The sequence below is a fragment of the Lacticaseibacillus parakribbianus genome (assembly GCF_025490915.1).
Lineage (GTDB): Bacteria > Bacillota > Bacilli > Lactobacillales > Lactobacillaceae > Lacticaseibacillus > Lacticaseibacillus parakribbianus.
In genome coordinates, this window is the sequence record NZ_JANQBA010000013.1 from 41,115 (window position 1) to 65,790 (window position 24,676).

23 protein-coding genes are annotated in these 24,676 nt (G+C 64.1%); 13 read left to right on the plus strand and 10 right to left on the minus strand.

The genetic code is table 11. The annotated features are described in order from the left end of the window. Positions 1-147 precede the first annotated feature (147 nt). Together NUH19_RS10585 and NUH19_RS10590 are read right to left on the minus strand one after the other, a co-directional pair. Positions 148-1,770 (minus strand): ABC-F family ATP-binding cassette domain-containing protein, encoded by a 1,623-nt coding sequence (locus tag NUH19_RS10585; RefSeq protein WP_262316525.1) that lies wholly within the window; start codon positions 1,768-1,770, stop codon positions 148-150. Positions 1,771-1,884: 114 nt separating this feature from the next. After that, a complete protein-coding gene (locus NUH19_RS10590; protein WP_262316526.1) occupies positions 1,885-2,451 on the minus strand; it encodes a GNAT family N-acetyltransferase in 567 nt (188 codons plus the stop codon). Positions 2,452-2,831: 380 nt separating this feature from the next. Here NUH19_RS10590 and NUH19_RS10595 point away from each other — a divergent pair, with 380 nt between their 5' ends. The 8 genes from NUH19_RS10595 to NUH19_RS10630 all read left to right on the plus strand — a co-directional run bounded on the left by NUH19_RS10595 (position 2,832) and on the right by NUH19_RS10630 (position 8,995). Beyond that, the gene (locus NUH19_RS10595; RefSeq protein WP_262316527.1) at positions 2,832-3,161 is read left to right on the plus strand and encodes a PadR family transcriptional regulator; all 330 of its coding nucleotides are present in this window, start codon (positions 2,832-2,834) and stop codon (positions 3,159-3,161) included. Position 3,162: 1 nt separating this feature from the next. Beyond that, entirely contained in the window at positions 3,163-4,191 is a 1,029-nt protein-coding gene (locus NUH19_RS10600; RefSeq protein WP_262316528.1) for a permease prefix domain 1-containing protein, read from the plus strand. A gap of 113 nt (positions 4,192-4,304) precedes the next feature. Further along, the gene (locus NUH19_RS10605) at positions 4,305-6,047 is read left to right on the plus strand and encodes a 1-deoxy-D-xylulose-5-phosphate synthase (protein WP_262316529.1); all 1,743 of its coding nucleotides are present in this window, start codon (positions 4,305-4,307) and stop codon (positions 6,045-6,047) included. 135 nt (positions 6,048-6,182) lie between these two features. After that, the gene (locus NUH19_RS10610) at positions 6,183-6,383 is read left to right on the plus strand and encodes a PLD nuclease N-terminal domain-containing protein (RefSeq protein WP_262316530.1); all 201 of its coding nucleotides are present in this window, start codon (positions 6,183-6,185) and stop codon (positions 6,381-6,383) included. Continuing rightward, positions 6,383-7,336 (plus strand): ABC transporter ATP-binding protein, encoded by a 954-nt coding sequence (locus tag NUH19_RS10615; protein ID WP_262316531.1) that lies wholly within the window; start codon positions 6,383-6,385, stop codon positions 7,334-7,336. The genes NUH19_RS10610 and NUH19_RS10615 overlap by 1 nt, the downstream gene beginning before the upstream one ends. After that, positions 7,333-8,094 (plus strand): ABC transporter permease, encoded by a 762-nt coding sequence (locus tag NUH19_RS10620; RefSeq protein ID WP_262316532.1) that lies wholly within the window; start codon positions 7,333-7,335, stop codon positions 8,092-8,094. Before NUH19_RS10615 ends, NUH19_RS10620 begins: the two co-directional genes overlap by 4 nt. A gap of 48 nt (positions 8,095-8,142) precedes the next feature. Beyond that, entirely contained in the window at positions 8,143-8,418 is a 276-nt protein-coding gene (locus NUH19_RS10625; RefSeq protein ID WP_262316533.1) for an autorepressor SdpR family transcription factor, read from the plus strand. Continuing rightward, the gene (locus NUH19_RS10630) at positions 8,408-8,995 is read left to right on the plus strand and encodes a DUF1648 domain-containing protein (RefSeq protein WP_262316534.1); all 588 of its coding nucleotides are present in this window, start codon (positions 8,408-8,410) and stop codon (positions 8,993-8,995) included. The genes NUH19_RS10625 and NUH19_RS10630 overlap by 11 nt, the downstream gene beginning before the upstream one ends. Before the next feature lie 62 nt (positions 8,996-9,057). Here NUH19_RS10630 and NUH19_RS10635 read toward each other — a convergent pair whose 3' ends face one another. Together NUH19_RS10635 and NUH19_RS10640 are read right to left on the minus strand one after the other, a co-directional pair. Continuing rightward, the gene (locus NUH19_RS10635) at positions 9,058-9,945 is read right to left on the minus strand and encodes an NAD(P)H-dependent flavin oxidoreductase (protein ID WP_262316535.1); all 888 of its coding nucleotides are present in this window, start codon (positions 9,943-9,945) and stop codon (positions 9,058-9,060) included. Between the two features lie 105 nt (positions 9,946-10,050). Further along, complete coding sequence (locus tag NUH19_RS10640; RefSeq protein ID WP_262316536.1) at positions 10,051-10,758, minus strand: TIGR00266 family protein; 708 nt, start codon at positions 10,756-10,758, stop codon at positions 10,051-10,053. Positions 10,759-11,059: 301 nt separating this feature from the next. Here NUH19_RS10640 and NUH19_RS10645 point away from each other — a divergent pair, with 301 nt between their 5' ends. The 3 genes from NUH19_RS10645 to NUH19_RS10655 all read left to right on the plus strand — a co-directional run bounded on the left by NUH19_RS10645 (position 11,060) and on the right by NUH19_RS10655 (position 14,899). Next, complete coding sequence (locus tag NUH19_RS10645; RefSeq protein ID WP_262316537.1) at positions 11,060-12,229, plus strand: iron-containing alcohol dehydrogenase; 1,170 nt, start codon at positions 11,060-11,062, stop codon at positions 12,227-12,229. A gap of 65 nt (positions 12,230-12,294) precedes the next feature. Beyond that, positions 12,295-13,137 (plus strand): aldo/keto reductase, encoded by an 843-nt coding sequence (locus tag NUH19_RS10650; RefSeq protein WP_262316538.1) that lies wholly within the window; start codon positions 12,295-12,297, stop codon positions 13,135-13,137. A gap of 739 nt (positions 13,138-13,876) precedes the next feature. After that, complete coding sequence (locus NUH19_RS10655; protein ID WP_262316539.1) at positions 13,877-14,899, plus strand: alpha-L-fucosidase; 1,023 nt, start codon at positions 13,877-13,879, stop codon at positions 14,897-14,899. Between the two features lie 68 nt (positions 14,900-14,967). On the opposite strand, the gene NUH19_RS10660 is transcribed toward NUH19_RS10655, so the two are convergent. Together NUH19_RS10660 and NUH19_RS10665 are read right to left on the minus strand one after the other, a co-directional pair. Then, positions 14,968-17,562, minus strand: a complete 2,595-nt coding sequence (locus NUH19_RS10660; RefSeq protein WP_262316540.1) for an ABC transporter permease — start codon at positions 17,560-17,562, stop codon at positions 14,968-14,970. Between the two features lie 5 nt (positions 17,563-17,567). Next, positions 17,568-18,269 carry an ABC transporter ATP-binding protein gene (locus tag NUH19_RS10665; protein ID WP_262316541.1) on the minus strand — a complete coding sequence of 234 codons (702 nt, stop codon included), beginning with the start codon at positions 18,267-18,269 and terminating at the stop codon, positions 17,568-17,570. 162 nt (positions 18,270-18,431) lie between these two features. On the opposite strand from NUH19_RS10665, the gene NUH19_RS10670 reads away from it, so the two are divergent. After that, complete coding sequence (locus NUH19_RS10670; RefSeq protein WP_262316542.1) at positions 18,432-18,968, plus strand: TetR/AcrR family transcriptional regulator; 537 nt, start codon at positions 18,432-18,434, stop codon at positions 18,966-18,968. Positions 18,969-19,050: 82 nt separating this feature from the next. Continuing rightward, a complete protein-coding gene (locus tag NUH19_RS10675) occupies positions 19,051-19,599 on the plus strand; it encodes an NADPH-dependent FMN reductase (protein ID WP_262316543.1) in 549 nt (182 codons plus the stop codon). 241 nt (positions 19,600-19,840) lie between these two features. Here the strand turns inward: NUH19_RS10675 and NUH19_RS10680 are convergent, their stop codons facing one another. The 4 genes from NUH19_RS10680 to sstT (NUH19_RS10695) form a co-directional block, all read right to left on the minus strand. Continuing rightward, complete coding sequence (locus NUH19_RS10680) at positions 19,841-20,041, minus strand: cold-shock protein (RefSeq protein WP_125704133.1); 201 nt, start codon at positions 20,039-20,041, stop codon at positions 19,841-19,843. A 271-nt stretch (positions 20,042-20,312) separates the two neighbouring features. After that, positions 20,313-21,725: an APC family permease gene (locus NUH19_RS10685; RefSeq protein ID WP_420844689.1), complete on the minus strand. Its 1,413-nt coding sequence runs from the start codon at positions 21,723-21,725 to the stop codon at positions 20,313-20,315. 188 nt (positions 21,726-21,913) lie between these two features. Further along, complete coding sequence (gene sstT / locus NUH19_RS10690; protein WP_262316545.1) at positions 21,914-23,203, minus strand: serine/threonine transporter SstT; 1,290 nt, start codon at positions 23,201-23,203, stop codon at positions 21,914-21,916. Between the two features lie 174 nt (positions 23,204-23,377). After that, a complete protein-coding gene (gene sstT / locus NUH19_RS10695) occupies positions 23,378-24,628 on the minus strand; it encodes a serine/threonine transporter SstT (RefSeq protein ID WP_262316546.1) in 1,251 nt (416 codons plus the stop codon). Positions 24,629-24,676 lie beyond the last annotated feature (48 nt).

Below are 24,676 nucleotides of genomic sequence, written 5' to 3' on the forward strand. Positions count from 1 at the left end.
GTGGCAGTGCCTTTCGTGGTGTGGCTGGTGATGACCTGTGCCGGGCGCTACTCCCCCGAATCGCGGCCGGCACAGCACTTGCGCTGAGGCAAGTACTGGCCTATTCTACCATTCGCCCGGGACACATAATGTCCGGGCAGCGTGGGATCAGTAGATCTTGGCGACTTGGGCTTGGGCAACCTCGTGTTGCATGAACTCGTCGTAGGTGGTGTCGGCGCGGTCGACCACGCCCTTGGGCCCGACTTCGATCACGTGGTTGGCGATGGTCTGGATGAACTGGTGGTCGTGGCTGGTGAAGACCACGGCCCCGGGGAAGTCGATCAAGGCGTCGTTCAGGCTGGTGATCGACTCAAGGTCCAGGTGGTTGGTCGGGTCGTCCAGCAGCAGGACGTTGGCCTTGCTCAGCATCATTTTGGCCAGGAAGGACCGCACTTTCTCGCCCCCGGACAGCACGGTGACCTTCTTCAGCGGTTCGTCGCCCCGAAACAGCATCTGGCCCAAAAAGCCGCGCAGGAAGGTGTTGTCGGACTCCTCCTTGCTGGCGAACTGGCGCAGCCACTCCAGGATGTCGAACCGTTCGTCTGAAAACTCGGGGTTCAGGTCCTTGGGCATGTAGGCCCGAGACGTGGTGACGCCCCAGGTGACGGTCCCCGTGTCCGGTTCAATCGCGCCGGCGACGATCTGCATCAGGTAGCTGGTGGTGACATCCGACCGCGAGATGAACGCGGTCTTGTCGCCCGGGCGCAGGATGAAGGACACGTTGTCCAGCACCTTTTCGCCCTCGACGGTTAAGGAGACGTTCTCGACGCGCAGCAGGTCGTTGCCGATTTCGCGCTCCGGCACGAACTTGATGAACGGGTACTTGCGCGAGCTTGGCTTGATGTCGTCCAGCGTGATTTTCTCCAGCTGCTTCTTGCGAGAGGTCGCTTGCTTGGACTTGGACGCGTTGGCCGAAAACCGCGCGACGAATTCCTGCAGCTGCTTAATCTGCTCTTCCTTCTTCGCGTTGGCGTTGGCGCGCAGCTGCTGGGCGAGCTTGGAAGACTCCATCCAAAAGTCGTAGTTGCCGACAAACAGCTGAATCTTGCCGAAGTCGACGTCGCACATCATGGTGCAGACGGCGTTCAGGAAGTGACGGTCGTGTGAGACCACCAGCACGGTGTTCTCGTAGTCGGCCAGGAAGTCCTCGAGCCAGTCGATGGTCTGCGGGTCAAGCCCGTTGGTCGGCTCGTCGAGCAGCAGCACGTCGGGCTTGCCGAACAGCGCCTGGGCCAGGAGCACCTTGACCTTCTCGCCTTCGGACAGCTCGCCCATCAGGGTTTGGTGCTGGCCTTCGCCGATGCCCAAGGACTGCAGCAGCTGGCTGGCGTCGGATTCGGCATTCCAGCCGTCCATCTCGGCGAACTCACCTTCAAGCTCGGCGGCCCGCATCCCCTTGGCCTCGTCGAAGTCCGGATCTGCGTAAAGCGCGTCTTTTTCCGTCATCACCTCATACAGGCGAGCGTAGCCCTGCAGCACGGTGTTCAGGACGGTCTGATCGTCGTAGGCGAAGTGATCCTGCTTAAGGCTGCTCATCCGCTCGTGCGGATCAAGCGAGACGGAACCGGTGGTCGGCGCGAGCTTTCCTTCCAGAATCTTCAGGAACGTGGACTTGCCGGCGCCGTTCGCTCCGATGATGCCGTAGCAGTTGCCCGGCGTGAACTTCAGGTTGACATCCGAGTACAGCGTGCGGTCGGTGAAGGTCATCGACACGTTATTCACAGTAAGCAAAGGTGATTTTTCCTCCTTGATTGGGTACGCATATTGGCCCCATCGTATCAGAAAAAGCGCCGGTGGGCAATATATAGGAAGAACTTTCGGGCCGCCGCGCCGGGTTTCACGCGGTCACCCCTGCGCGGGCTCGGCCGCCTTGGCCCACTCGCTTTGAAGCAGCGACCACTCGTGGACGTCGTGGAAGCCATCCGCAAGCCGCTCGCCCTGCCGCAGGGTGCCGTCCAGGTGAAAGCCCGCCTTGGCCGCCACGGCGTTGCTGGCCGGGTTGTCCACCGCCGCGCGAATCACCACGCGGTTGCGCCCGTACTCGGTGAAGGCCAGGTCGCACATCGCGGCCACCGCCCGGTGCATGATGCCCTTGCCGCGAAAGGCGGCCCCCAGCCAGTAGCCGAGATCGGTGCTGGCGCCGGCGTCATCGAAGCCGTTGAAGCTGATGGTCCCGGCTGGCTGCCCTCGGTAGTAAATCACCAAGTTGACCGACTGCCCGGTGCCAAAATGCGCCAGCGTCATGGTCAAGAAGGCCTGCTCCCCGGCCGCGTCCTTGGTCTCAAGCGCCCAGGGCAAAAACCGCCCGATTGCAGCGCGGTCGGCGGCAATCAGCGCAAACAGCGCCGGCGCGTCAACCGCCGGCCGCGGCAGGGCCAGCGCTAGCTCGTCATCGATTGGATACATAAACATGGTGTCATCTCCTCGTTGCTCACAGTCTACGCTTGCCGCCCGGGCCGGGCAAGGCCGTTCGGCGCCGCTCAACCGTGCCGCTGCCTGCCGCCGGCTGTCACCGGCGCGTGGTTGAGGCCGACCACCCACCTGGTCGCCGGCAGAGTCAGATCGGGCGGTGCCGCTTCGGCTTCGTCGAGCGCCAACCGGCAACGCGGGAGCGCCTAGCTCGGACCGGCACTCGCGGCCAGGTTCGGGCCGCAATCACCACCCCTACGCTACCCGCCCCGCTCAATTCGCCGGCCGCCGCTCTGGCTCAAAAATCAGTCTCAGGGACTACTTCACCTGTCGGGGTAATCGTGCTATGATTACTCCGACAGACGAAGTAGTGAGGTGAGCGCATGATTTCAAGCGACGGCATCCGCGGCTACAACGACGCCATTATTCTGACCGTCCTGCAAGACGGCGATTCATACGGCTACCGGATTGCCCAACGCATCACGCAACGCACCGCTGGCGCCTACGAAATTCGCGAGACCACCCTGTACTCGGCCTTCACGCGACTGACCAAGGCCGGCTACATCACGGCGTATCCGGGCGAGATCTCGTACGGCCGGCCCCGGACGTACTACCACCTGACCGCAGCGGGCGCCGCCTTTTTGGCCGGTAAAAAAACCGAGTGGGTCCAGGTGCAGCGGGTTGTCAATCAGTTTTTAGCGGAGGAGCAGTGACATGGAGACTTTACAGACATACCTAGACGGGTTGTTCAAGGCGGTGCCGGACACGCCGAAGACCAGAAAGGCCAAGCAGGACCTCTTGGACCTGATGACCGACCACTACCACGCGGAGCTCGCCTCGGGCAAGGGGCCGGCCGAGGCGCTGGGGCTTGTGATCAGCGAGTTCGGCGATGTGGACGAGGTGATGGACGCGCTGGAGGTCGATCAACCGCTGACCGGCGCCCCAACCGCCGACCAGGCCTCGCACGGCGGCGCGATTGCGCTTAACGAAGACGCGGCGGAAGGCTTTTGGGCCGGCACGGACCGCTTCGCCAAGTTGTTGAGCCTCGGCATCGCGCTGATCATCGCGGGGCTTGGCTTCACCGCGCTGCTGTCGACCCAGGGCGGCCCCCTCGCCGCCGTGGCCTTTCTGGTCTGCACCGGCCTGGGCGTTGGCCTGATCATCGCCGCCAGCATGGGCTACCGCGACATCAGCCGGCCGGTGCGACACGCGCCGGTGACCGCGGCCACTCAGGCGCTGGCGCAAAGTCAAGCCAACGCCTACAACCGGCCGCACAGCATCGGCCTGGTCGGCGGCATCCTGATGTGCATCGGCTCGCTGGTTCCGCCGATTCTCAGCAACTACGGTGACTTCACCGGTGACGAGGCCGGCGCCGCCTTCTTCCTGTTCGTCGCCATCGGCGTCTACTTCCTGGTTTACACCGGCATCGTGGCCAGCGGCTTCAGTCGCCTGGCTCGCGCCAAAGTCGCCGCCGCAAGCGTAGACGCCCCCGCAGACGACTGGACCGAAGACGGTGAAGCGACGGCCGCAACCGCCCGTGACCGGCAGACGGCAACCTTCGCCGCGCCGCGCCACGGCGGGGTCTTGCCCCACGACCTGGCCGGCTTGCAGCCCTTTTACTGGCCGGTGTTGACCACCGCCTTCCTGTTCTTCGGCTTTATCGCCGAGACCTGGTCACTGGCCATCTTCATCCTGATTGTCGGCAGCCTTTTTGAAAAACCACTGTTCGGCAAGCGCAAATAACCGTAATCCCGCGCCTTTCCTAGGAAAGGCGCCTTTTTTAGCGGCCGGGGTGCCTTGACTTATGCCGATCACACTATCAAAATATAAGTATTACGTTAAAAGTGAGGTCTAACATGCTACTTGAACAAATCGATTCACCCAAGGACCTGAAAAAGCTGAGCGTGGCCCAACTGCCCCAGCTCGCCCAGGAAATTCGCCACGCCCTGCTGAACAAGGTCTCCCAAACCGGCGGCCACGTCGGGCCCAACCTCGGCGACGTGGAGTTGACCATCGCTTTTCACTACGTCTTCGACTCCCCGACCGACAAGGTGGTCTGGGACGTCTCACACCAAAGCTACACCCACAAGATTCTGACCGGCCGTAAGCAGGCTTGGCTGGACCCGGCCCATTTTGACGATGTCTCCGGCTTCACCGCCCCCGAGGAAAGCCCCCACGACTTCTTCACCATCGGCCACACATCGACTTCCATCGGCCTGGCGACCGGCATGGCGATCGCGCGGGATCACAAGCACGAGCCCGGCAACATCGTCGCGGTGATCGGCGACGGCTCGCTGTCCGGTGGCCTGGCCTACGAGGCGCTGAACAACGCCGCGGTGCTGGCCGGCCAGCTGATCATCGTGGTCAACGACAACGAGATGAGCATCGCCGAGAACCACGGCGGTATCTACCAGAACCTGAAGTTGCTGCGGGAAACCGACGGCAAGGCCGAGCGCAACCTCTTCAAGGCGATTGGTTTGGACTACCGCTACGAGCCCAACGGCAATGACGTCGCGGCGATGATCGCCGCCTTCCAGGCGGTCGCTAACCTCGACCACCCGATTGTGCTGCACGTTCACACCGACAAGGGGCTGGGTTACGCCCCGGCCGAGATCGACAAGGAACACTGGCACTGGCACGTTCCCTTCGACCTGACCACCGGCGTCGCCCTGCACCAGGGTGCGAGCGTGTCCTACAACAGCCTGATTCTGGACCGGCTGGAAAAGCACATCCAAGAAGACGCGGCGCCGATCTACGCGCTGAACGCCGCCATCCCCGGCTCGTTTGGCCTCAAGCGCTTCGCCGCCGACTACCCCAAGCGCTACATCGACGTCGGCATCGCCGAGCAGGTGTCCATCACCCTGGCGGCCGGCCTGGCGCAGCAAGGCATGCGGCCGGTGGTGTTCCACTCCGGCACCTTCTTGCAACGCGCCTACGACCAGCTCTCCCACGACCTGGGCATCAACGCGCTACCGGCCGTCTTGATTCTCAACGGTGGGGCGGTCTCCGGCGGCGACCCGACGCACCAGGGAACCTTCGACATCGCGATGCTGGCCAACATCCCCAACCTGACCTACCTGGCCCCGACCACCGCAGAGGAGCTCTTGGCCCAGCTGGACTGGGCGCTGAGCCAAACCGCCGGCCCCGTCGCGATCCGGGTGCCGGCCCATGGCGTCCACAACGCCCCGCTTGATCCGGACTTCGCGCCGACGCGGCTGCACATCCAGCACCGCGGCAGCCAAGTGGCGCTCTTGGGGCTGGGTTCGGCCATGCCGACCGCCCAGGCGGTGGCCAAACAGTTGGCCGCACACGACATCGATGCCACGTTGGCCGACCCGCGCAGCACCAACGCCGTGACCGCAGCGGACCTCGACCAGCTGGCCGACCACCAGCTGGTGGTCACGATCGAGGAAGGCAGCCTAGACGGCGGCTTCGGTCAAAAGGTCGCGGCCCACTTCGGCCCGACCGCCACGCGGGTGTTGACCATCGGCGCCAAGCGCCAGTTCAACGACCGCGAAAGCACGGCCGAGCTGCTGCAGCGCGATCACCTGACCCCGGAGCTGATTACCGCGGACATTCTCAAGGTGCTGGCCGACTAGCTGGCCCAGGCGCTGTCGCCACGTGCGGCGGCGCCTTTTTGGTGGCGACTATTTAGACAAAATTCGAAATTGTGATTGCCTTCCCCATGCGACGGCCGTATAATTTAGACAAAATTCGAAATAGGAGGTCAACTCATGACCGCTTTGAAAGACAACCTGCCCCTCCTGCTGCCGCTGGTCGCCATCGACTTGGGCCTGTTGATCACGGCGCTGGTGTCGATTCTGCGCCACCACCACTTCCGCTACGGCAACAAGGTGATCTGGCTGATCGCGATTTTTGCCATCCACCCCTTCGGCGCCATCGCCTATCTGCTGTTCGGCCGGGAGGTGCAGTGATGGCCCTGGTTGAGCTGCAGCACGTGAGCAAGGCCTTCAAGGACCAGCCGGTGTTGACCGACCTGTCCCTGGCCGTCCCGGAGGGCAGCATCTACGGCTTCGTCGGTGAGAACGGCGCCGGCAAAACCACGACGATGAAGCTGATTTTGGGACTGCTGCAGCGCGATGCCGGCACCATCACCGTCGCCGGCCGCCCCGTGGTCTACGGCGGCGCGGCCGTGGCGGCCGGCATCGGCTACCTGCCGGATGTCCCCGAGTTTTACGACGAGCTGACCCCCAGCGAGTACCTGAGCCTGTGCGGTCGACTGACCGGCATCGACGGCCGCGAGCTGCCGCAGCGCATCGCCGCGATGCTCAAGACGGTCGGCCTGCCGCAAAACCGCCGGCGCATCCGCGGCTTCTCCCGCGGCATGAAGCAGCGCCTCGGGGTGGCCCAGGCGCTGCTGGCCAGACCGCGGCTGCTGATTGCAGACGAGCCGACCTCGGCGCTTGACCCCACCGGCCGCCGCGAGTTTTTGGACCTGCTGGCCAGCCTGCGCGGCGAAACCACCATCCTGTTGTCCAGCCACATCCTCGGCGACGTCGAGCGCATCTGCGACCACGTCGGCATCCTGCACGGTGGCCGCCTTCAGGCTCAGGGGCCGCTGAAGGCACTGCTCGCCGCTCACGCCCAGGCCAAGGTGGCGCTGGGTTTTGCGGACGCCGCGACCACGCAACAGGCGGCGGCCGTGCTTCACGTCGCGGCGGCCGCAAAGCCGGTGGCAGCCGGTGCGGCCCCGCAACCGGACGCCACCGCAGTGACTGCGACCACCCTGCTGCTGCCGGCCGCCCAAGGCCTAACCCAGGCGCTGCAGCCGGCGCTGGCCGCCTTGCTGGCCCAGGGGCTGGTGCCGGTTCGCGTCAGCCCGGTGCAGCCGAGCCTGGAGGATCTGTTCATGGAGGTGACACGATGAAGGCGACCTGGTTTTTCCTGCGCAAGGAGGGGCTGGTGCATTGGCGCCGCGGCCGCTTCCTGCTGATTGGGCTGGTGTTTTTGCTGTTTGCCCTCGAGAGCCCCTTGGTGGCGCGGCTGACCCCGCAGCTACTCAAGAGCATGGGCAACGGCATTCAGATCACGCTGCCGGCGCCGACCAGCGTCGATTCTTGGACCCAGTTTTACAAAAACATCGACCAGCTCGGCATCTTCCTCTTCGCCATCGTCTGGTCCGGCAGCATCGCCGCCGAGGTCAAAAGCGGCACCTTGGTGAACCTCGTGACCAAGGGCCTGCCGCGTTACGCGGTGGTGCTGGCCAAGTTCGCGCTGGCCGCGGCCACCTGGCTTTTGGCCCTGCTCGGCAGTTTTCTCGTCACCTGGGCCTACACCACTTACTACTTCAAGGACGCGCTGACCCCGCACGTCTGGCAGGGGCTGTGGCCGCTGGCCCTGTACGGCCTGATGGTCATCGCCATCACCCTGCTGGGGTCGGCCGCCACCCAAAGCAGCTTTGCCGGCTTCATCGCCGTGGCGGCCAGCGTCGTGGTGATGGGACTGGGCGACATGTGGCGACCCCTGCGGCGGTTCAACCCGCTGAGCCTGACCACCAACGCGCTGCCCTGGGTTCGCGGCACCAAGACGCTGACCAGCGTCGCCCCGGCCTTCGCCCTGACGGTGCTGATCACCGGCGGCTGCCTGGCCCTGGCCATCGTCGCGCTGAACCGGCGGCGGCTGTGAGGCGGCGAGCCGGCCGCCGCAATGCACCCACGCTCACAAGGAGGTCACATGGCACTCACTGATACCCTCAAGGCCATCAACGACCCGGTGCGGCGCCAGATTCTGGAGCTGCTCAAAAAAGGCGACCAATCCGCCGGCGACATCGCCGCGCAGTTCGACCTGTCACAGGCCACGGTGTCCTACCACCTGAAGCTGCTGCGCCAGGCCGGGCTGGTCGATTTGAACAAAGACAAAAATTTCATCTATTACAGCCTGAACCTGAGCGTGTTCGAGGAGCTTTTGGGCTGGATCTACGACCTGGGAGGCCACCACGATGAATCCTAAACGCATGCTTGCCGTCACCGTTCCCGTCATTCTCGCCCCAATCCTGTACGGCCTGGCGGTGTATAACCGGCTGCCGGCGACGATGGCCATTCACTGGGGCATCGACAGCCAACCCAACGGCTGGGCGCCGCGGCCTCTGGTGGTCTTCGGGCTGCCGGTGCTGATGGCCGTGTTCCAGGCCGTCGTGCTGCTGGTGCCGCGCGGCAAGCAGGCCGCCCCGCGCTTCGAGCGGGTGGTCGACTGGCTGATGCCGCTTCTCACCGTCATTTTGTACATCACCACCATCCAGATCGGCCTGGGCCAGCGGCTCGATGTCTGGCGCATCGCGACGCTTCTGATCGCCGTGATGTTTCTGGCGATGGGCAACTACCTGCCGACGGTACCGGCCGACTACAGCCGCCGCGTGTTGCAGCCGCGGCGGCCGCTGCCCAAACCCGCCCTGCGCTGGCTGGGCCGCGCGATGGTACTCAGCGGGTTGCTGCTCTTGGTCAGCCTGTTCTTGCACCCCCTGGTCTCCGTCGCCGTCTTGGCCGCCACGGTTTTGGCGCTGCTGGTGCTGCCGCTAATCATCAAGTGACGCCGAAAATGGGCCACACCCGATTGCCTGGGTGTGGCCCATTTTGCGTTGCCGACGCCGCTTTAATTAGGAAACAGCCGCGCCACGATGGCCGCCACCGGCTCGACGCGAGTCAGCTTGCCGGCAATCTGGCCGGCCATCAAGGTGCCGTGGTCGACGTCGCCAGCGATTGCCCGAGTCAGGCTGCCGGTGGTCATCGCCTGCAGCGAGTCGGCGTCGGCCCCGGCGGCCTCGGCCTCCAGGTAGGCGGCGGTCAGCGGGTTCTTGAGGCTTCGCACCGCGTCGTGCAGCGCCCGGCCAGTGACCACCGTGTCGGTGTCCGTGGCCGCGATCACCGCGTCCTTGTAGGCCGCGGCGATCGGGGTTTCACTCGCCACCAAAAAGGCGGTGCCGACCTGAACGCCGCTGGCGCCCAGCGCCTGGGCCGCGGCGACGCCGGCCGCATCGGCGATGCCGCCGGCAGCAAACACCGGCAGGGCGACCGCGGCCGCCACCTGCTGCACCAGGCTGAAGGTGGTCTCCGTGCCGATGTGGCCGCCGGACTCCATGCCTTCGGCGACCAGGGCGTCGACGCCCAGCGCCGCCATTTTGACCGCGACCTTCACGCTTGGAATCACCGCAACCACCTTGGTCCCCACCGCCTGGATCGCCTGGCAAAAGGCCTTGGGGGTGCCGGCGCTGGTGGTGACCACCGGCACCGGATGCGCGATCAGGTAAGGCACGATTTCGGCCATGTTGGGTTGTTGCAGCATCAGGTTGACCCCGAACGGCTGGTCGGTCGCCGCGCGAACCGCCGCGATGGCCGCCGCAAGCTCTGCGACCGTCATGTTGGTGGTGGTCAAAACCCCCAGTCCTCCGGCGTTGCTGACCGCCGCCACCAGCGGCGGCAGCGAGATTTGCGCCAAGGCGCCTTGAATCAAGGGGTAACGGGTGCCGAGAATTGTCGTCATGATGTAAACTTCCTTTCGCAATCGGTGCGACCACTGGCCGCGATACGCACAGCCTACGCCAAAGCCCGGCACAATGCCTTCACAGGTTGGCGCTTTTGCCCAAAATCAGTTGCTGCTCTTGTCCGGCAGGAACGGCTGCACCAGCCCGGCCAGCGCCTCGACGTTGCGGGTCTGAATGTAGACGCGGCCGGAGCCCGAGAAGTGGTTGACCAGCCCCTCGCCGGTGGTGAAGCCAAAGGCGCCGCTAGCCGCCTCGATGCGGTAATCCAGGGTGCTGGCCCAGGCGACCACGTGGTTGTTGTCGACCACGTAATCGTCGGCCGCCGCCAGGTCCAGCGCCAGCAGGTCACCGTATGCGCTGACCAGCATCGTGCCGTGGCCGTGCGTCGCCATCACGAACAGGCCGCCGGTGCCGCCGAACAGCGCCCGACCGACGCTTTGGCGCTCCATCTTGTAGCCCGTGGTCGCATCCGCGGCCAAAAAGGCGCCGGTGTTCAGCCGCCACTGGTGGTCATCATCAACCGTCAGCTCGCGAATCGCCCCGGGGTTGCCCGGCGCCACGGCCAGCTCGCCGGCAGCCGCCGTCGCCGTCGCCGTGGTGATGAAAAAGGACTCACCGGAGGTCATGCTGCGGCCGATCGCACTCATCAAGCCGCCCAGGCCCCCTTTGCCGTTGCTGTTCATCCGCCCCTCAAGCGCCACGCGGCCGTTGTGGTAAATCATCGCGCCGGATTCGATCTGAACCGCCTGCCCCTGATCCAGGTGAACCACCGCGATGGGAAACGTGTCGCTGCCCTGCAATTGATAATCCATGTTGCGCCTCCTTGGCGTCGCTACGCCGCGAACAAAGTTAATGATTTCACTAGCTCAGTGTATCATGCACCACGGGCGAGCGGTAGCCCCGGTTCACCGCGCCACCGCTGGGCCAGACGCCGCCGTATTTTGAAGGCTGGTGCCGACCGCCGCCCGGCACCGCGGCCGGCATCCCGCGGCGGGGACCAACCGCGCCGCTGAGACCGGACACCGCCTACCATCTGTCCGTTGGCGGCACCGACCGCGACGGCTACACTGGTGGCTGTTAATGATCATCACTTCACATTACCGGAGGTTTCCCATGAAGACAAACTTTGATTTTCTGATGCCAAGCGTCAACTTCTTTGGCCCCGGCGTCATCGCCAAAATCGGTGAGCGAGCCCAGATGCTGAACATGCACCACCCCTTGATTGTCACCGACAAGTTCCTGCAGGGCGTTGCCAACGGCCCGGTTGCCCAGACCCTCGCCTCGCTGGACGCGGCCGGCATTACCTACGCCGTCTACAACGCGGTCGAGCCCAACCCCAAGGTTCGCAACATTCAGGCGGCCAAGGCGCTGTACCTGGCCGAACACTGCGACAGCATCATCACCGTCGGCGGCGGCTCGGCTCACGACACCGGCAAGGGGACCGGCATCATTTTGACCAACGGCGACGACATAACCGCCTTGGCCGGCATCGAGACCCTGACGGCGGCGCTGCCACCGCTGATGGCCGTCAACACCACCGCCGGCACCGGCTCCGAGCTGACGCGCCACTGCGTCATCACCAACGAGGCCACGCACCTGAAGTTCGTGGTGGTGTCTTGGCGCAACATCCCGCTGGTGTCCTTCAACGACCCGGCCCTGCAGCTGGACGTGCCGGCCAAGCTGACCGCCGCCACCGGCATGGACGCCTACGTGCAGGCCATCGAGCCCTACGTGTCGCTCAACCGCAACCCGATCACCGACGCCCAGTGCCTGCAGGCGATTCGCCTGATTGAAAAGCACCTGCGGCCGGCCGTTGCCAACGGCCACGACCTGGTGGCTCGCACCGGTATGGTCGAGGCCGAGATGCTGGCCGGCATGGCCTTCAACAACGCCGACCTGGGCTACGTCCATGCGATGGCCCATCAGCTGGGCGGCCAGTACGACGCGCCGCACGGGGTCTGCTGCGCCTTGCTGCTGCCAATTGTCGAGCAGTACAACCTGCTGGCCTGCCCGGATCGGTTTGCTTCGCTGGCCTTGGCCATGGGTGAAAACACTGCGGGGTTGACCACGCGCGAGGCCGCGGAGCTGGCGATCCGCCACATGCGGCAGATGGCCCAAGACGTCGGCATTCCCGCTTCCATCAAGGCCTTAGGGGCCAAGCCGGTGGACTTTCCACTGATGGCCGAGAACGCCTTGAAGGACGGCAACGCCTTCTCCAATCCGCGCAAAGGCACCAAGGAAGAGCTGATCGCGCTATTTCAGGCGGCCTACGACGCCGAATAATGTTCGCCAGGCCCTCCCACGCGAGGGCCGTTTTGGCTACAATCATCTCGAAGGGAGTGTGTGTGATGAAAAATACGCAGTTAGCCGGCCGGAAGGTGCCGGCGATGGGCATCGGCACCTGGTACCTCGGCGAAGGCAGCCCGGCGCAAACCGAGCAGGAAATCGCGAGCCTGAGATGCGGCCTCGACCACGGTCTGTCCGTGATCGACACCGCCGAGATGTACGGCGACGGCGCCGCGGAAACCCTAGTCGGTGACGCGATTCGCGGCTACAATCGCGACGACCTGGTCGTCGTCTCCAAGTTTTACCCCTGGCATGCGACCGCGGCCAAGATGAAGGTCGCCCTGGCCGGCAGCTTGCACCGCCTCGGCCTCGATTACCTCGACTTGTACCTGCTGCACTGGCGCGGCTCAACGCCGCTGCGCGAAACGCTTGCCGGGATGCAGGCACTGCAGCAGGCCGGCCTCATCCGGGCGTTCGGCGTCTCCAATCTCGATGTCGCAGACCTCAAGGAGCTGGCGGCCCTGCCCGGCGGCGATCAGATTCAGGCCAACGAGGTCCTTTACAACCTGCAGTCGCGCGGCATTGAGTACGACCTGATGCCTTACCAGGCCAAGCGCGGCATCGGCCTGATCGGCTACTCACCATTCGGCTCCGGGGCCGGTCGCTCGATTCGCCTGCCGCGCCAGGTTCAAGAAATCGCTCGGGCCAAGCACCTGAGCGACCACCAGCTGGTGCTGGCTTGGACCATGCGCGACCACGTGCTGAGCATCCCCAAGGCGGCGACCCCGGCTCACATGACAGAAAACCTCGCCGCCCGAGACGTCACCTTCACCCCAGACGAATTGGCCAGCATCGACCGCGCCTTCCGCCGGCCAACCCACAAACAGCCGCTGGAGATGATATAACCAGGGCGAAGCGGGGCGCTTAGGCGACCGGCTAGCGTGAGGCTGGCAGCTGAGCCGCACTTGGCCCAGGTGACGGCCTGAGCTAGCCGCGTCGCCGATGCCCCGCGTGGCCCGACGAGAACCAGGGCGAAGCCAGGCGCCTTTAGCGGGACGGGTAGCCTAGCCGTGGTGCTTGGGGCCCGGGCTTGGCCCCGAGTGCCGCGGCGTCGCTACCCGCTCCCGCGTTGCCTGGTGTAGCCCGACGAACCAGGGCGAAGCGGGGCGCTTAGGCGACCGGCTAGCGTGAGGCTGGCAGCTGGGCCGCACTTGGCCCAGGTGACGGCCTGAGCTAGACGCGTCGCCGATGCCCCGCGTAGCCCGACGAGGACCAGGGCGAAGCCAGGCGCCTTTAGCGGGACGGGTAGCCTAGCCGTGGTGCTTGGGGCCCGGGCTTGGCCCCGAGTGCCGCGGCGTCGCTACCCGCTCCCGCGTTGCCTGGCGTAGCCCGACGAACCAGGGCGAAGTGCCGCGCAGTTAGCCAGTCGGCCAACACAAGGCTAGACATTGGGCCGCACTTGGCCCAGTGGCTGGCCTTAGCTGGACGCACTGGCGTTGCGGCACGTAGCCCGACGAACCAGGGCGAAGCCGGACGCTTAGGCGACCGGCTAGCGTGAGGCTGGCGGCGGCGCGGCGCCTGGCCCAAAAATGTCCCGTGCCCGAAACCGTTTTCTCTGGTACACTGGTCGCGGAGGCGAAACTAATGACTGACAATGTATCTTGGTTCAAGCAGGCGAAGTACGGCATGATGATTCACTGGGGACTCTACTCGCTGTTGGGTGGGGCCTACCGCGGTCAGGCGGCCAGCGCCTACGCGGAGTGGATTCAGTCCAAGCTCCAGATTCCGATTGCCAACTACGCGCAGCTGGCCAAGGGCTTCAACCCGCTGTGCTTCGACGCCGACCGCATCGTCGCGCTGGCGCAGGACTGTGGCATGTCTTACCTCGTGGTCACCGCCAAGCACCACGACGGCTTTGCGATGTACGACTCGGCCGTGTCCGACTACAACGTCGTGGCGCAAACGCCGTTTCACCGCGACGTGATCGGTGAGCTCGCCGCGGCCTGCCGCCGCGCCGGGCTGCGCTTTGGCTTGTACTACTCGCAGGACCTCGACTGGCACGAGCCCAACGGCGGCGGTTACCTGAGCAACGACGTGGGCAACTCCGGCACCACCTGGGACAACAGCTGGGACTTTCCCGACACGCGGCGCAAGGATTTTGCCCAGTGCTTTTCCGCCAAAATTCTGCCGCAGGTCACGGAGCTGATGCAAAACTACGGCGACATCGCCACCGCCTGGTTCGACGTGCCGATGACGCTGAGCAAGGCCCAAAGCCAGGCCCTGTACGACACGGTCAAGCGCCTGCAGCCCGACTGCCTGATCAACTCGCGGTTGGGCAACGGCCAGTACGACTACGTGGTGCTCGGCGACAACGAGATTCCCCAGGCGATCGACCCGGCCGCCACCACCAACGTGGATTACAACGACATCGGTGGCTTCAAGCCGTCGCCGCTGGGGCTGTACGAATCCGCCGGCACGATGAACGACTCCTGGGGCTTCTCCTACCAGGACCACAACTGGAAAACGCCGCAGCAGCTGGCGACCACGCTGCAACACCTGAACGGCCTGGGCATCAACTACCTGCTTAACGTTGGCCTGGATCCCCTCGGTCGCGTGCCGCTTGAGGCCGAGTCTCGGCTGCGGGAGGCCGCGGCCCTGACGCGCTGATGGCACCACAAAGGCGCCGGTCCTGCTCGATTCTAGTCGAGCAAGCCGGCGCCTTTTTGGTGCCGCTGCTACTCGGTGGCCTTGAGGGCCCCGATCATGTCGATGTGGCGCAGCTTGCGGTGCGTGACCGCCATCACGATGGCGGCAAAGCCAATCATCAGCGCCGTCGAGGCTGCAACCCCCGGCCAGTGAATGATCACCGGGAAAATGATCTGGGCGGTCGCCGCCTGGTGCAGGATGAAGGCCAACAGCCCCCAGCCGACGCCGTAGCCGGCCACGATGCCGACCAGGGTCAACACGATGTTCTCGCGCATGATGTACATCGTCACCTCGCCGTCGTAAAAGCCCAGCACCTTGATGGTCGACAGTTCGCGGATGCGCTCGGAGACGTTGATGTTGGTCAGGTTGTACAGCACGACGAAGGACAAGACCCCGGACAGCAGGATGAAAATGATCACCACCGGCACCATGGTCTGGGTCATGGTCTCAACGCTTGTCACCTGGTCGCTTGAGAAGCTGGTGCCAAGCGCCGCGTTGGCCGCCAGCAGCTGATGGGCCAGGCGATTTTGCTGCTTGGCGGTCGGCTTGGCCAGCCGCACGGCCAGCGTCGTGGTCACCGGCGCCTTGCCGAACGCCGCGCGGTAGGCCTTAGGGCTGAGGTAGGCGAAAACGCCCATGTAGTTTTGCGTCACCCCGGCGACCTTCAGTTTGGCCTGGTCGCCATCTGCGGTGGTGAAGGTCAGGTGGTCGCCGGCCTCAACCCCGAGGCCCGTGGCGATTTTTTGGCTAATCACCACGCCCTTGGCCGGCAGCTTGCGGCTCAGCGTGACGTAGCGGCCAAAACCCGCCGGGTCAAGCGGCGTGAACAAGTTGACCTCAGTTAGCACCGTCGAATGGGCCTTGACCTTGCCGACCTGGGTGTTCAAGGCCGCGGCGCTTTGAAAGGCTGGGCTTTGGGCCAACACGCGCCGGGCCGCGGTCGCCTTGCCGGTGTGTTTCAGCGCCACCAAGGCATCGTAGTGGAACACGCCGCCGTACTGCGCGGTTGCGGTGCCGCCGATCGAGTCGCTGAGGCCAAAGCCGGTCAGCAAAAGCGCCGTGCCGCCGGCGATGCCGATGATCGTCATCACCATGCGGCTCTTGTAGCGAAACAAGTTGCGGTAGCTGACCTTCTGGTTGAAGCTCAGGCGCCGCCACAGCGGCCGAATGCGCTCAAGCCAGATGCGCTTGGCGGATTTCGGGGCCCGGGGCCGCATCAGGGCGGCCGGCTTCTCCTGCAGCTCGCGCGACACCACGACCACCGCGGCGCCGACCGTCGCCAGCAGCGAAAAGCCCAGTGCCAAGGCCCCGCTGCCCCACAGGACCGGCACGGTGACCACCATCGGGATGCTGTTGTGGTAAAGCGAAATCACCAGCCGCGGCAGGCTCCAGTTGCCGATGACGGACCCTAGCACTGCGCCGATGGTACCGGCCATCAAGGCGTAGGTCACGTAATTCTTGGCAATCGCCCAGCGCGAGTAACCCAGCGCCTTGAACGTGCCGATCTGTCCCCGCGCCTCCTCGACCATCCGCGTGACGGTGGTGAAGGTGATTAAGGCGGCGATCAGGAAGAAGAACACCGGAAACACGTTGGCAATCGCCGCGATGCGATCCGAGGAGTCGGCGAAGGCGGCAAAGCCGGACAGATCGGCTCGCGTCTGCCAAGTGTAGGTGGTGTGAATGCTGGCGGTGAGCTTGGCGCGGGCCGCCGTCAGCTTGGCCTGCGCCGCCTTCAGCTGCTTCTCCTGGGCGGTGAGCTCAGGCGTGGTGGTCAAGGTGCCGCGACTTTGGGTCACCACCTGCTGCTTAGCCGCCTTCAGCTTGGCTTGCGCCGCCTTCAGCGCCGACTGCTTTTGCTCAAGCGGCGCGGCCGCCTGCTTGATTAGCGCCGCGTCGCGCTTGGGGGCTCGCTTGGCGAAAACCGCCTTGAGTTGCCGCAGCTTGGCGGCCACCTGCGTTTTGTACGGCTTACTGTAGGTGTTGTGGTCTTGAAGCCCCGCGAACCGCACATTCAGCAAGGTCGCCACGGCGAGCTTCAGCTGGGCCTCCGGCAGGTAGGCGAAGTAACGCACCGTGCCGTCGCCGATGTTGGCGGCGCCGCGGCTGGTGTTGTCGATGTAGGCCGGCGAATCGGCGAAGCCGACCACCTTGTAGGTGCGGCGGCGCAGCTTGGCGCTGGCCGGGAAGCGGTAGGTACCCCCCAGCTTAAAGTCGTACTCGGTTCGGGCGCGTTGATCCAGCACAATCTGGTCGGCCGCCCGAGGCAGGTGCCCCGCTCGCAGCGTCAGCTGGTTTTGGCTCAGGCCTTGGCGGTACCCGTACAAGGCGACCACGTTGTCGCCTTCTCCGATCGCGAACTTGAACTTCAGCGCCTCGGCGGTCGCGCCGCTCACCCGCTTAGCCGTGGCCACATCGGCCTTGGTGAAGCCGGTGGTCGACAGCAGCTGCACATCGCTCAGCTTGGCATCTTGGACGGTCGCGCTCATCGAGTCGTTGAGCCCGGGGCCGGCCGCCTTCACGCCGACGAAAATCAACGTGCCGAGCAAAATGATCAGGATGATGGCGATGAAGCGGCCACGGTTGGCGCGAATCTCGCGCCACATGTTCTTAGTCATCGGACGCATCGCAGTCACCACGCAATCTCTTCAACCGGCGTCGGGTGGGGGTTGTCGATCACCTCGCGAACCCGGGCGTCGTTGATGTGAATCACGCGGTCGGCCATCTTGGCCAGGGCCGCGTTGTGGGTGATGATCAGAACCGTTTTGCCGTCCTTGCGGCTGGCCGCCTGCAACAGCCCCAGCACCTGCTTGCCGGTTTCGTAATCCAGGGCCCCGGTCGGCTCATCGCACAACAGCAGCTTGGGGTTCTTGGCCAAGGCCCGGGCGATGGCCACGCGCTGCTGCTCACCACCGGACAGCTGCGAGGGAAAATTATCCAGCCGGTTGCCCAGCCCGACTTCCCGCAGCGTGGTCTCGGCGTCCAAGGCGTCTTTGACGATCGAGTTGGCCATCTCCACGTTTTCCTTGGTCGTGAGGTTGGGAATCAGGTTGTAGAACTGAAAGACAAAGCCGACCTGCTCGCGGCGGTAGGTGGTCAGCTGGCGGTCGTTGAACCGGGCAATGTCGACCCCGTCGATCACGACCTGGCCGGACGTCGGGGTGTCCATGCCGCCCAGAATGTTCAAGACGGTCGACTTACCGGCGCCGCTGGGGCCGAGAATGACCGTCAGCTGCCCCGCCTCGCAGTTGAACGACAGGTCGTGGTTGGCGATGATCTCGGTTTCACCCATCTGGTACCGCTTGAATTCGTTACGTACTTCGATATAACTCACGATTAGCCTCCATTAACCAGACACATTGTTGGTATAATGACATTATGCAAGACTGGCCGGCCGGGTACAACCAGCAATTCCGGCCGCCGTGTCATGAATTGAACACACTACACCCAATCTGTCTGTTTCGGCGGCACCGCCGCCACCCCAAGGAGGCGTCTCATGGTCGGCACCAAAAACAATCGCCGCACTCAATACACCAAGCAGCGGCTGCGCGACGCCATGGTGTCACTGTTGGCCACCCAGCCGTTGGCCAAAATCACGGTCACCCAGCTTTGCGCCGTGGCCGACGTGAACCGCGGCACGTTTTACGCGCATTACCAAGATCCTACTGACTTGTTCCACGCCATCGAGGCCGACCTGATTGCCACCATCCGTCCCCTCTTGAGTGACCGACCGCTGCCGGACTGGCTGCCGCAGGTGCTGGCGGTAATCGCCAAGGAAGAGGCGGCGACGCAGATCATCATCCGCAACCTCGACGACTCGCCGCTTTTGCAGGCCATCCTGGCCCCGATTCGCCAACGCACCCTGGCGGAGTACCAGCACCTGTTTCACGAGGACGACCCGGCGGTGCTCAACTACTACTTCGAGTTTTGCCTCAGCGGCGCGGTGCGGGTGATCACCAGCTGGCTGCGCGGTGGCGCCAAAGAGACGCCGGCGCAGATTGCCGCGGTGATTGGCAACCTGTCGCCGCTGTGAGCGTCTGACTCGCGCCGACCACGACCAAGCGGGTACAATAAAGAAGATTGGACCCCTCACCCACGGAAAGGAGCACCGCGTCATGCTAACAACTGTTGGAATCATCGTCGGCAGCCTGCGCCGCGACTCGTACACCCGCAAGGTCGCGACGGCCTTTGCTGCCTTGCTGCCCGAACACGTCACCGTGAAGTGGCTGCAGATTGCCGACCTGCCGCTTTACAACGAGGACCTCGAAACCACCCCGCCGCCCGAGGCTTGGACCGTGCTGCGCCGGGCGGCGGCCGACTGCGACGGCGTGCTGTTTTTCACCCCCGAGTACAACCGCTCGGTGCCCGCCGCGTTGAAAAACGCGCTGGACGTCGGCTCACGCCCGTACGGCGAGAACGTCTGGGCCCACAAGCCGGCGCTTGTCGTCAGCGTCTCGCCCGGCGCCATCGGCGGCTTCGGCGCCAACCACCACCTGCGCCAGTCGCTGACCTTCCTGGACATGCCGACGCTGCAGCAGCCCGAAGCCTACATCGGCAACGTCACCAAGCTGATGGACGGCACGGATCAATTCGTGCCGGCCACCAGTGACTACTTCAAGCAGATTCTCAGCCAGTACCTGAGCTTCGCCGCAAAGCTCAGCTGACCTGCACAAAACACGGCACCGCCACCGCACTCATTGCGTGAGTGCGGGGCGGTGCCGTGTTTGCTTGTGGCCGGCCGACGCTTGGCGTTGGCGAGCCTCGAAGCGCAATGCGGAAGCGGCCAGCGCCGCACCGCGAGTGGACTAAAGCCCAGACCCAGCACCGTTGCGGCGCTACCCGCTAAGATCGCCGGCCTGCGCTCTGGGCACAAAAAAACCGCCATCACTGGCGGTTTCCTTTGTCTTACAGCTTGTTGACGTTAGCCGCCTGTGGGCCGCGGTCGGACTGTTCAACGTCGAAGCTTACGGCTTGGCCTTCGTCGAGGGTCTTGTAGCCGTCACCCTGGATAGCGGAGAAGTGAACGAAAACGTCCTTGCCGTCTTCACCAGTGATGAAGCCGTAACCCTTGTCAGCGTTGAACCATTTAACTGTACCTTGTTGCATTGTATGAATCTCCTTCATATTAAACCTAATAGTGACAAACAGCCGGTAATCAATGAAAGAAATCCATTATGCTCAGAAACATCACAGCTCTCAATTCATCTATCACGGTACCTAAAGTATAACACGTCCGCGAAAAAAAACCTAATCATTTGTGCGAGCATCGGCGCAAGCCCGGTCGAAATGGAAGCGTCACCAGCACAAACGCCGCGCCGGCGGGGCTGCGCTGAAAAAAACACCGGTCACCTTACGGCTAGTAAATTTTCTTACCAACTCACTCACGACGGCTCAGCGTCGAGTGGCGAATCCCGTAGGCCAGGTAGACGACCAGCCCCACCACGAACCAGACGCCCGAGTAGAGTTTGGCCTGAATGTCCAGCCCCATGAACACGATCAATGCGCCGATGAAGGCCAGGGCCGGCATCACCGGGTACCACGGCATTTTGAACGCCGGGTTGGCGATGTCCTTACCCTCCCGCGGCCGCAGCTTGTAGATGCCCAGCGCCACGAACATGAAGGCGATTAGGGTGCCGGCCGAGATCAGCTGGGCCAGGAACTTGAACGGGAAGAACGCCCCGATCAACACCCCGATTACGGACAGCACCGCCAACGCGTGGTTCGGCAGACCGCTTGGGGTCAGCTTGCCCAGAAACTTCGGCAGCATCCCATCGCGCCCGAAGCTGTACAGCAGCCGCGACCCGGCCATCATCATGCCGATCAAGGCGGTGAACATCCCCACCACCGCCACGGCCTCGATCACCGTGGCGGCGCCGGTGAAGCCGGCGTGGCGCAGGGCCCAGCCGACCGGATCGGCGACGTCGTGGTAATTGGTGTACTTGAACATCCCCACCAACACCAGCGACACCGCCATGAACAGCGTCACGGCGATGATCAGGCTGCCGATGATGCCCCGCGGCATGGTGCGTTCCGGGTCCTTGGCCTCCGCCGAATTGGCGGCGATGGAGTCAAAGCCGATGTAGGCGAGAAAAATCATCGAGACCCCGGCGTAAATGCCGCGCCAGCCGCCAAAGGCCGTGCCATCGGCGGCGACTTGGGGCTTGGGAATGAACGGGACGAAGTTTTTCAGGTCCAGGCGCGTCAGGCCGATGCCGATGAAGGCCAGAATCGCGATCACCTTCAGCACCACCAGCACGTTTTCAACCCGGGCGGCCTCGTGAACCCCGCGGGACAAAATCACCGCGACAATCACGATCACCCCGACGGCGACCAAGTCGACGATGCCGCCGTCGGTGCCGAAGGGATTGCTCAACGCCGCCGGCAGCGTCTGGCCGAACGAGGTCAACAGCCCCCGGAAGTTGGCGGACAGCCCCGAGGCGACGAAGGCCACGGCGATGAAGTACTCGGCCAAAAGCGCCCAGCCGGCGATCCAGCCGAACACCTCGCCGAACACCACGTTGATCCAGGAGTATGCGGAGCCGGCGAACGGCATGGCCGCGGCCATCTCCGCGTAGGCGAAGGCGACCAGCCCCGCCACCACCGCCGCCAGCAGGCAGGAAATCGCCACCGCCGGCCCGGCGTGATCGGCGGCGACGACGCCCGGCAGCGTGAAGATCGTGGTCGACACGATGGTCCCGACCCCCAGCGCCAGAAAATCCTTCACCGTCAGCACCCGTGGCAGGTGGGCGTCCTTGTCTGAATACACCCCGGGGTCCTCCCGCAGGCTCATTCGCTTCCATAATCCGCGCAAGTTGTGGCCTCCATTCATCGAAAAAATTGTTTCCTCTTAGTGTCGCTTTTCTAAGTGGCGATGTCAATCGCAAAATACCTAATTGATTGGCCCCCTGAACTGTCACGACGCAAAAACGCCGGTGTCGCCACAAAGCGGCACCGGCGTTGAGACGGCAAGACCCGGCGTCAGGCGTCTTGCACCGCCTTGGCGGCTCGCAGCGCGTGACCCGGCTTGCCGGCGGCCTGGGCCACGGCCGCCTTGATGTCGACCGGGTGGCCGCTCTTCAGCGCGTCATGGTACTCGGCCGTCGCCGTGAACAGGAGGTCTGAAGCCGAGTTCACCGCCGTTTCGACCGAGTCCTGAATCACGCCGATGATGAAGCCGATGCCGACCACCTGCATTGCGATGTCGTTATCGATGCCAAAGAGGCTGGCGGCCATCGGGATGATCAACAGCGAACCACCGGCGATGCCCGATGCCCCGGTGGCGGCCAGCGCCGTCAGGACGCAGAGAATCAGGGCCAGCGGGAAGGAGACGTGGATGCCCAAGGTCGCGCAGGCGGCCAGCGTCATCACCGACACCGTAATTGCGGCGCCGCCGGAGTTGGCCGAGCCACCCAGGGGAATCGAGACGGCATACGACGCCTTGTTCAGCCCCAGCGCCTCACAGGCCTTGAGGTTGATCGGAATGTTGACCGCGGAGCTGCGGGTGAAAAAGGCGGGAATGCCGGACACCCGCAGCGTCCAAAACGTCAGCGGGTACGGGTTTTGGCGGGTCATCGCCCAGACCATGGCCGGGTAGACGACCAGGTAGACGAAGGCCATGGTGCCGACCAGAAGCGCGACCAGCTGACCGTACTTGGCCACGCCGGCAAACCCGGTTTCGCGAATCGTGGTGTAGATCAAGCCGGCGATGCCAAACGGCGCGAACTCAATGATCAGCTGCGCCACCTGCGTCAAGGCCCCGGACAGCTCGCTGATCACCTTGCGCGTCTCCTTGGAGGCCAGCCGCAGGGCAAAGCCGATCATCAGGGCCCAAAACAGGATGGCGAGGTAATCGGCGTTGACCACGGCGGCCAGCGGGTTGGCCACCGCGTTGGTCAACAGGTCCTCAAGCACCTTGGCCAGGCTCTGCGGGGCCCCGCCGGCCACCTTGGCGGCCTTGGGCAGCACCAGCCGCACCGGCATCAGCCAAGACGCCCCGACCGCGGCAAAGGCCGACAGCAAGGTGGCGCTGAGGTACATCACGATGACCGAGCCGAAGTGGTTCTCCTTGCCCGACTGGTAGCCGGACACCGCCGACATAATCAAGAAGAACACCATGACCGGGGCGACACCCTTCAGCGCCCCGACGAACAGCTGACCCAACAGCCCGATGGCCGTCGCCTGGGGCAGCAGCACCGCGAGCAGCGACCCAACGGCCAGCCCGATCAGGATGCGAACAATCAGTGAGACTTGACGATACTTGGCAAACATGGCGTCCTCCCCCTGCCCGGGCCGCTTGACCCGAGCGTTGAAAATAGATGATGGGTCTGATTGTACGCCAAATTAAAACACGTGTCTACCGTTTGCGAGCATAAAGTTTTTAATTCGTAGTCATCAGTTCTTCAATCGCAAACAAAAAGACGGCGAATGCCGTCTTAGAAATTGCTACTCCAGGCGCTTGGCCCGGGCCACCGCGGCGCGGCTGTCCACCGGCCACCCCGCCTTCTTCAGGTCGTGGTACTCGGCCGCGGCGGTGAACAGCAGGTCCGAGGCCGAGTTCACCGCGGTTTCCACTGAGTCCTGAATCACGCCGATGATGAAGCCGATGCCGACCACCTGCATGGCGGTGCCGTTGTCGATGCCAAACAGGCTGGCGGCCATCGGAATGATCAAAAGCGAGCCACCGGCGATGCCGGAGACCCCGGTCGACGCCAGGGCGCTCATCAGGCACAACAGCACCGCCAAGGGCAGCGAGACCTGAATGCCCAGGGTGTTGCAGGCCGCAAGCGTCATAATCGAAATCGTGATGGCGGCCCCACCGGAGTTGGCCGACCCACCCAGGGGAATCGACACGGCGTAGGACTTCTCGTTGAGCCCCAGGTCGGCGGCGGCCTGCAGGTTGATCGGAATGTTGACGGCACCGCTTCTGGTGAAGAAGGCCGGAATGCCCGACACCCGAAGCGTCCACAGCGTCAGCGGGTACGGGTTTTGGCCCGTCATCGCCCAGACCATCAGCGGGTACACCACCAAGTAGACGAAGGCCATGGTGCCGACCAACAGCCCGACCAGCTGGCCGTACTTGACGATACCGGCGAATCCGGTCTGGCTGATGGTGGTGAACAACAACCCGACGATGCCGACCGGCGCGAACTCGATGATCAGCTGCGCCACCGTCTGAATCGCGTCGGTCAAATCCTGCAGCGTACCCTTGGTCCGGGCGTTGGCCGCCCGAAGCGCGAAGCCGATAGTCAGGGCCCAAAACAAAATCGCCAAGTAGTTCCCGTCGACAATCGCCTGCAAGGGGTTGGCCACCGCGTTGACCAGCAGGTCCTTGATCACCGTGCCGAGGTCCTTGGGCGCGGTCGCGGCCGTCTTAACCGCACTGGGAAACACCAGCCGCACCCGGAACATGAAGCTTGCGACCACCGCCACCACCGCCGACAGGAAGGTCGCGGCGAGGTACAAGATGATCACCGAGCCGAAGTGGTTATCGGCGCCTTGCTCGTACTTAGAGATGGCCGTGGCAATCAGGAAGAAGACCAAGACCGGCGCGATGCCCTTCAAGGCGCCGATGAACAGGTCGCCGAACACGCCGATCCAAGACTGGCCGGGCACCAAGACCCCAAGCGCCGCGCCGACCACCAGGCCGATGACAATGCGCCAGATCAAGCTGACACTGCGATACTTCGCGAACATAAGCACCTCCGAGACACCGTATTTGAGAACACCTTGTTTAACTAATTT

What these genes read in the sequence shown, in the direction of transcription:
- NUH19_RS10680 (WP_125704133.1), bottom strand. Translation starts at nt 20,041, where the DNA reads ATGCAACAAGGTACAGTTAAATGGTTCAACGCTGACAAGGGTTACGGC.
- NUH19_RS10655 (WP_262316539.1), top strand. Translation starts at nt 13,877, where the DNA reads ATGACTGACAATGTATCTTGGTTCAAGCAGGCGAAGTACGGCATGATG.
- NUH19_RS10590 (WP_262316526.1), bottom strand. Translation starts at nt 2,451, where the DNA reads ATGTTTATGTATCCAATCGATGACGAGCTAGCGCTGGCCCTGCCGCGG.
- NUH19_RS10670 (WP_262316542.1), top strand. Translation starts at nt 18,432, where the DNA reads ATGGTCGGCACCAAAAACAATCGCCGCACTCAATACACCAAGCAGCGG.
- NUH19_RS10605 (WP_262316529.1), top strand. Translation starts at nt 4,305, where the DNA reads ATGCTACTTGAACAAATCGATTCACCCAAGGACCTGAAAAAGCTGAGC.
- NUH19_RS10610 (WP_262316530.1), top strand. Translation starts at nt 6,183, where the DNA reads ATGACCGCTTTGAAAGACAACCTGCCCCTCCTGCTGCCGCTGGTCGCC.
- NUH19_RS10615 (WP_262316531.1), top strand. Translation starts at nt 6,383, where the DNA reads ATGGCCCTGGTTGAGCTGCAGCACGTGAGCAAGGCCTTCAAGGACCAG.
- NUH19_RS10660 (WP_262316540.1), bottom strand. Translation starts at nt 17,562, where the DNA reads ATGCGTCCGATGACTAAGAACATGTGGCGCGAGATTCGCGCCAACCGT.
- NUH19_RS10685 (WP_420844689.1), bottom strand. Translation starts at nt 21,725, where the DNA reads ATGAGCCTGCGGGAGGACCCCGGGGTGTATTCAGACAAGGACGCCCAC.
- sstT (WP_262316545.1), bottom strand. Translation starts at nt 23,203, where the DNA reads ATGTTTGCCAAGTATCGTCAAGTCTCACTGATTGTTCGCATCCTGATC.
- NUH19_RS10635 (WP_262316535.1), bottom strand. Translation starts at nt 9,945, where the DNA reads ATGACGACAATTCTCGGCACCCGTTACCCCTTGATTCAAGGCGCCTTG.
- NUH19_RS10620 (WP_262316532.1), top strand. Translation starts at nt 7,333, where the DNA reads ATGAAGGCGACCTGGTTTTTCCTGCGCAAGGAGGGGCTGGTGCATTGG.
- NUH19_RS10675 (WP_262316543.1), top strand. Translation starts at nt 19,051, where the DNA reads ATGCTAACAACTGTTGGAATCATCGTCGGCAGCCTGCGCCGCGACTCG.
- NUH19_RS10640 (WP_262316536.1), bottom strand. Translation starts at nt 10,758, where the DNA reads ATGGATTATCAATTGCAGGGCAGCGACACGTTTCCCATCGCGGTGGTT.
- NUH19_RS10645 (WP_262316537.1), top strand. Translation starts at nt 11,060, where the DNA reads ATGAAGACAAACTTTGATTTTCTGATGCCAAGCGTCAACTTCTTTGGC.
- NUH19_RS10630 (WP_262316534.1), top strand. Translation starts at nt 8,408, where the DNA reads ATGAATCCTAAACGCATGCTTGCCGTCACCGTTCCCGTCATTCTCGCC.
- NUH19_RS10625 (WP_262316533.1), top strand. Translation starts at nt 8,143, where the DNA reads ATGGCACTCACTGATACCCTCAAGGCCATCAACGACCCGGTGCGGCGC.
- NUH19_RS10595 (WP_262316527.1), top strand. Translation starts at nt 2,832, where the DNA reads ATGATTTCAAGCGACGGCATCCGCGGCTACAACGACGCCATTATTCTG.
- sstT (WP_262316546.1), bottom strand. Translation starts at nt 24,628, where the DNA reads ATGTTCGCGAAGTATCGCAGTGTCAGCTTGATCTGGCGCATTGTCATC.
- NUH19_RS10650 (WP_262316538.1), top strand. Translation starts at nt 12,295, where the DNA reads ATGAAAAATACGCAGTTAGCCGGCCGGAAGGTGCCGGCGATGGGCATC.
- NUH19_RS10600 (WP_262316528.1), top strand. Translation starts at nt 3,163, where the DNA reads ATGGAGACTTTACAGACATACCTAGACGGGTTGTTCAAGGCGGTGCCG.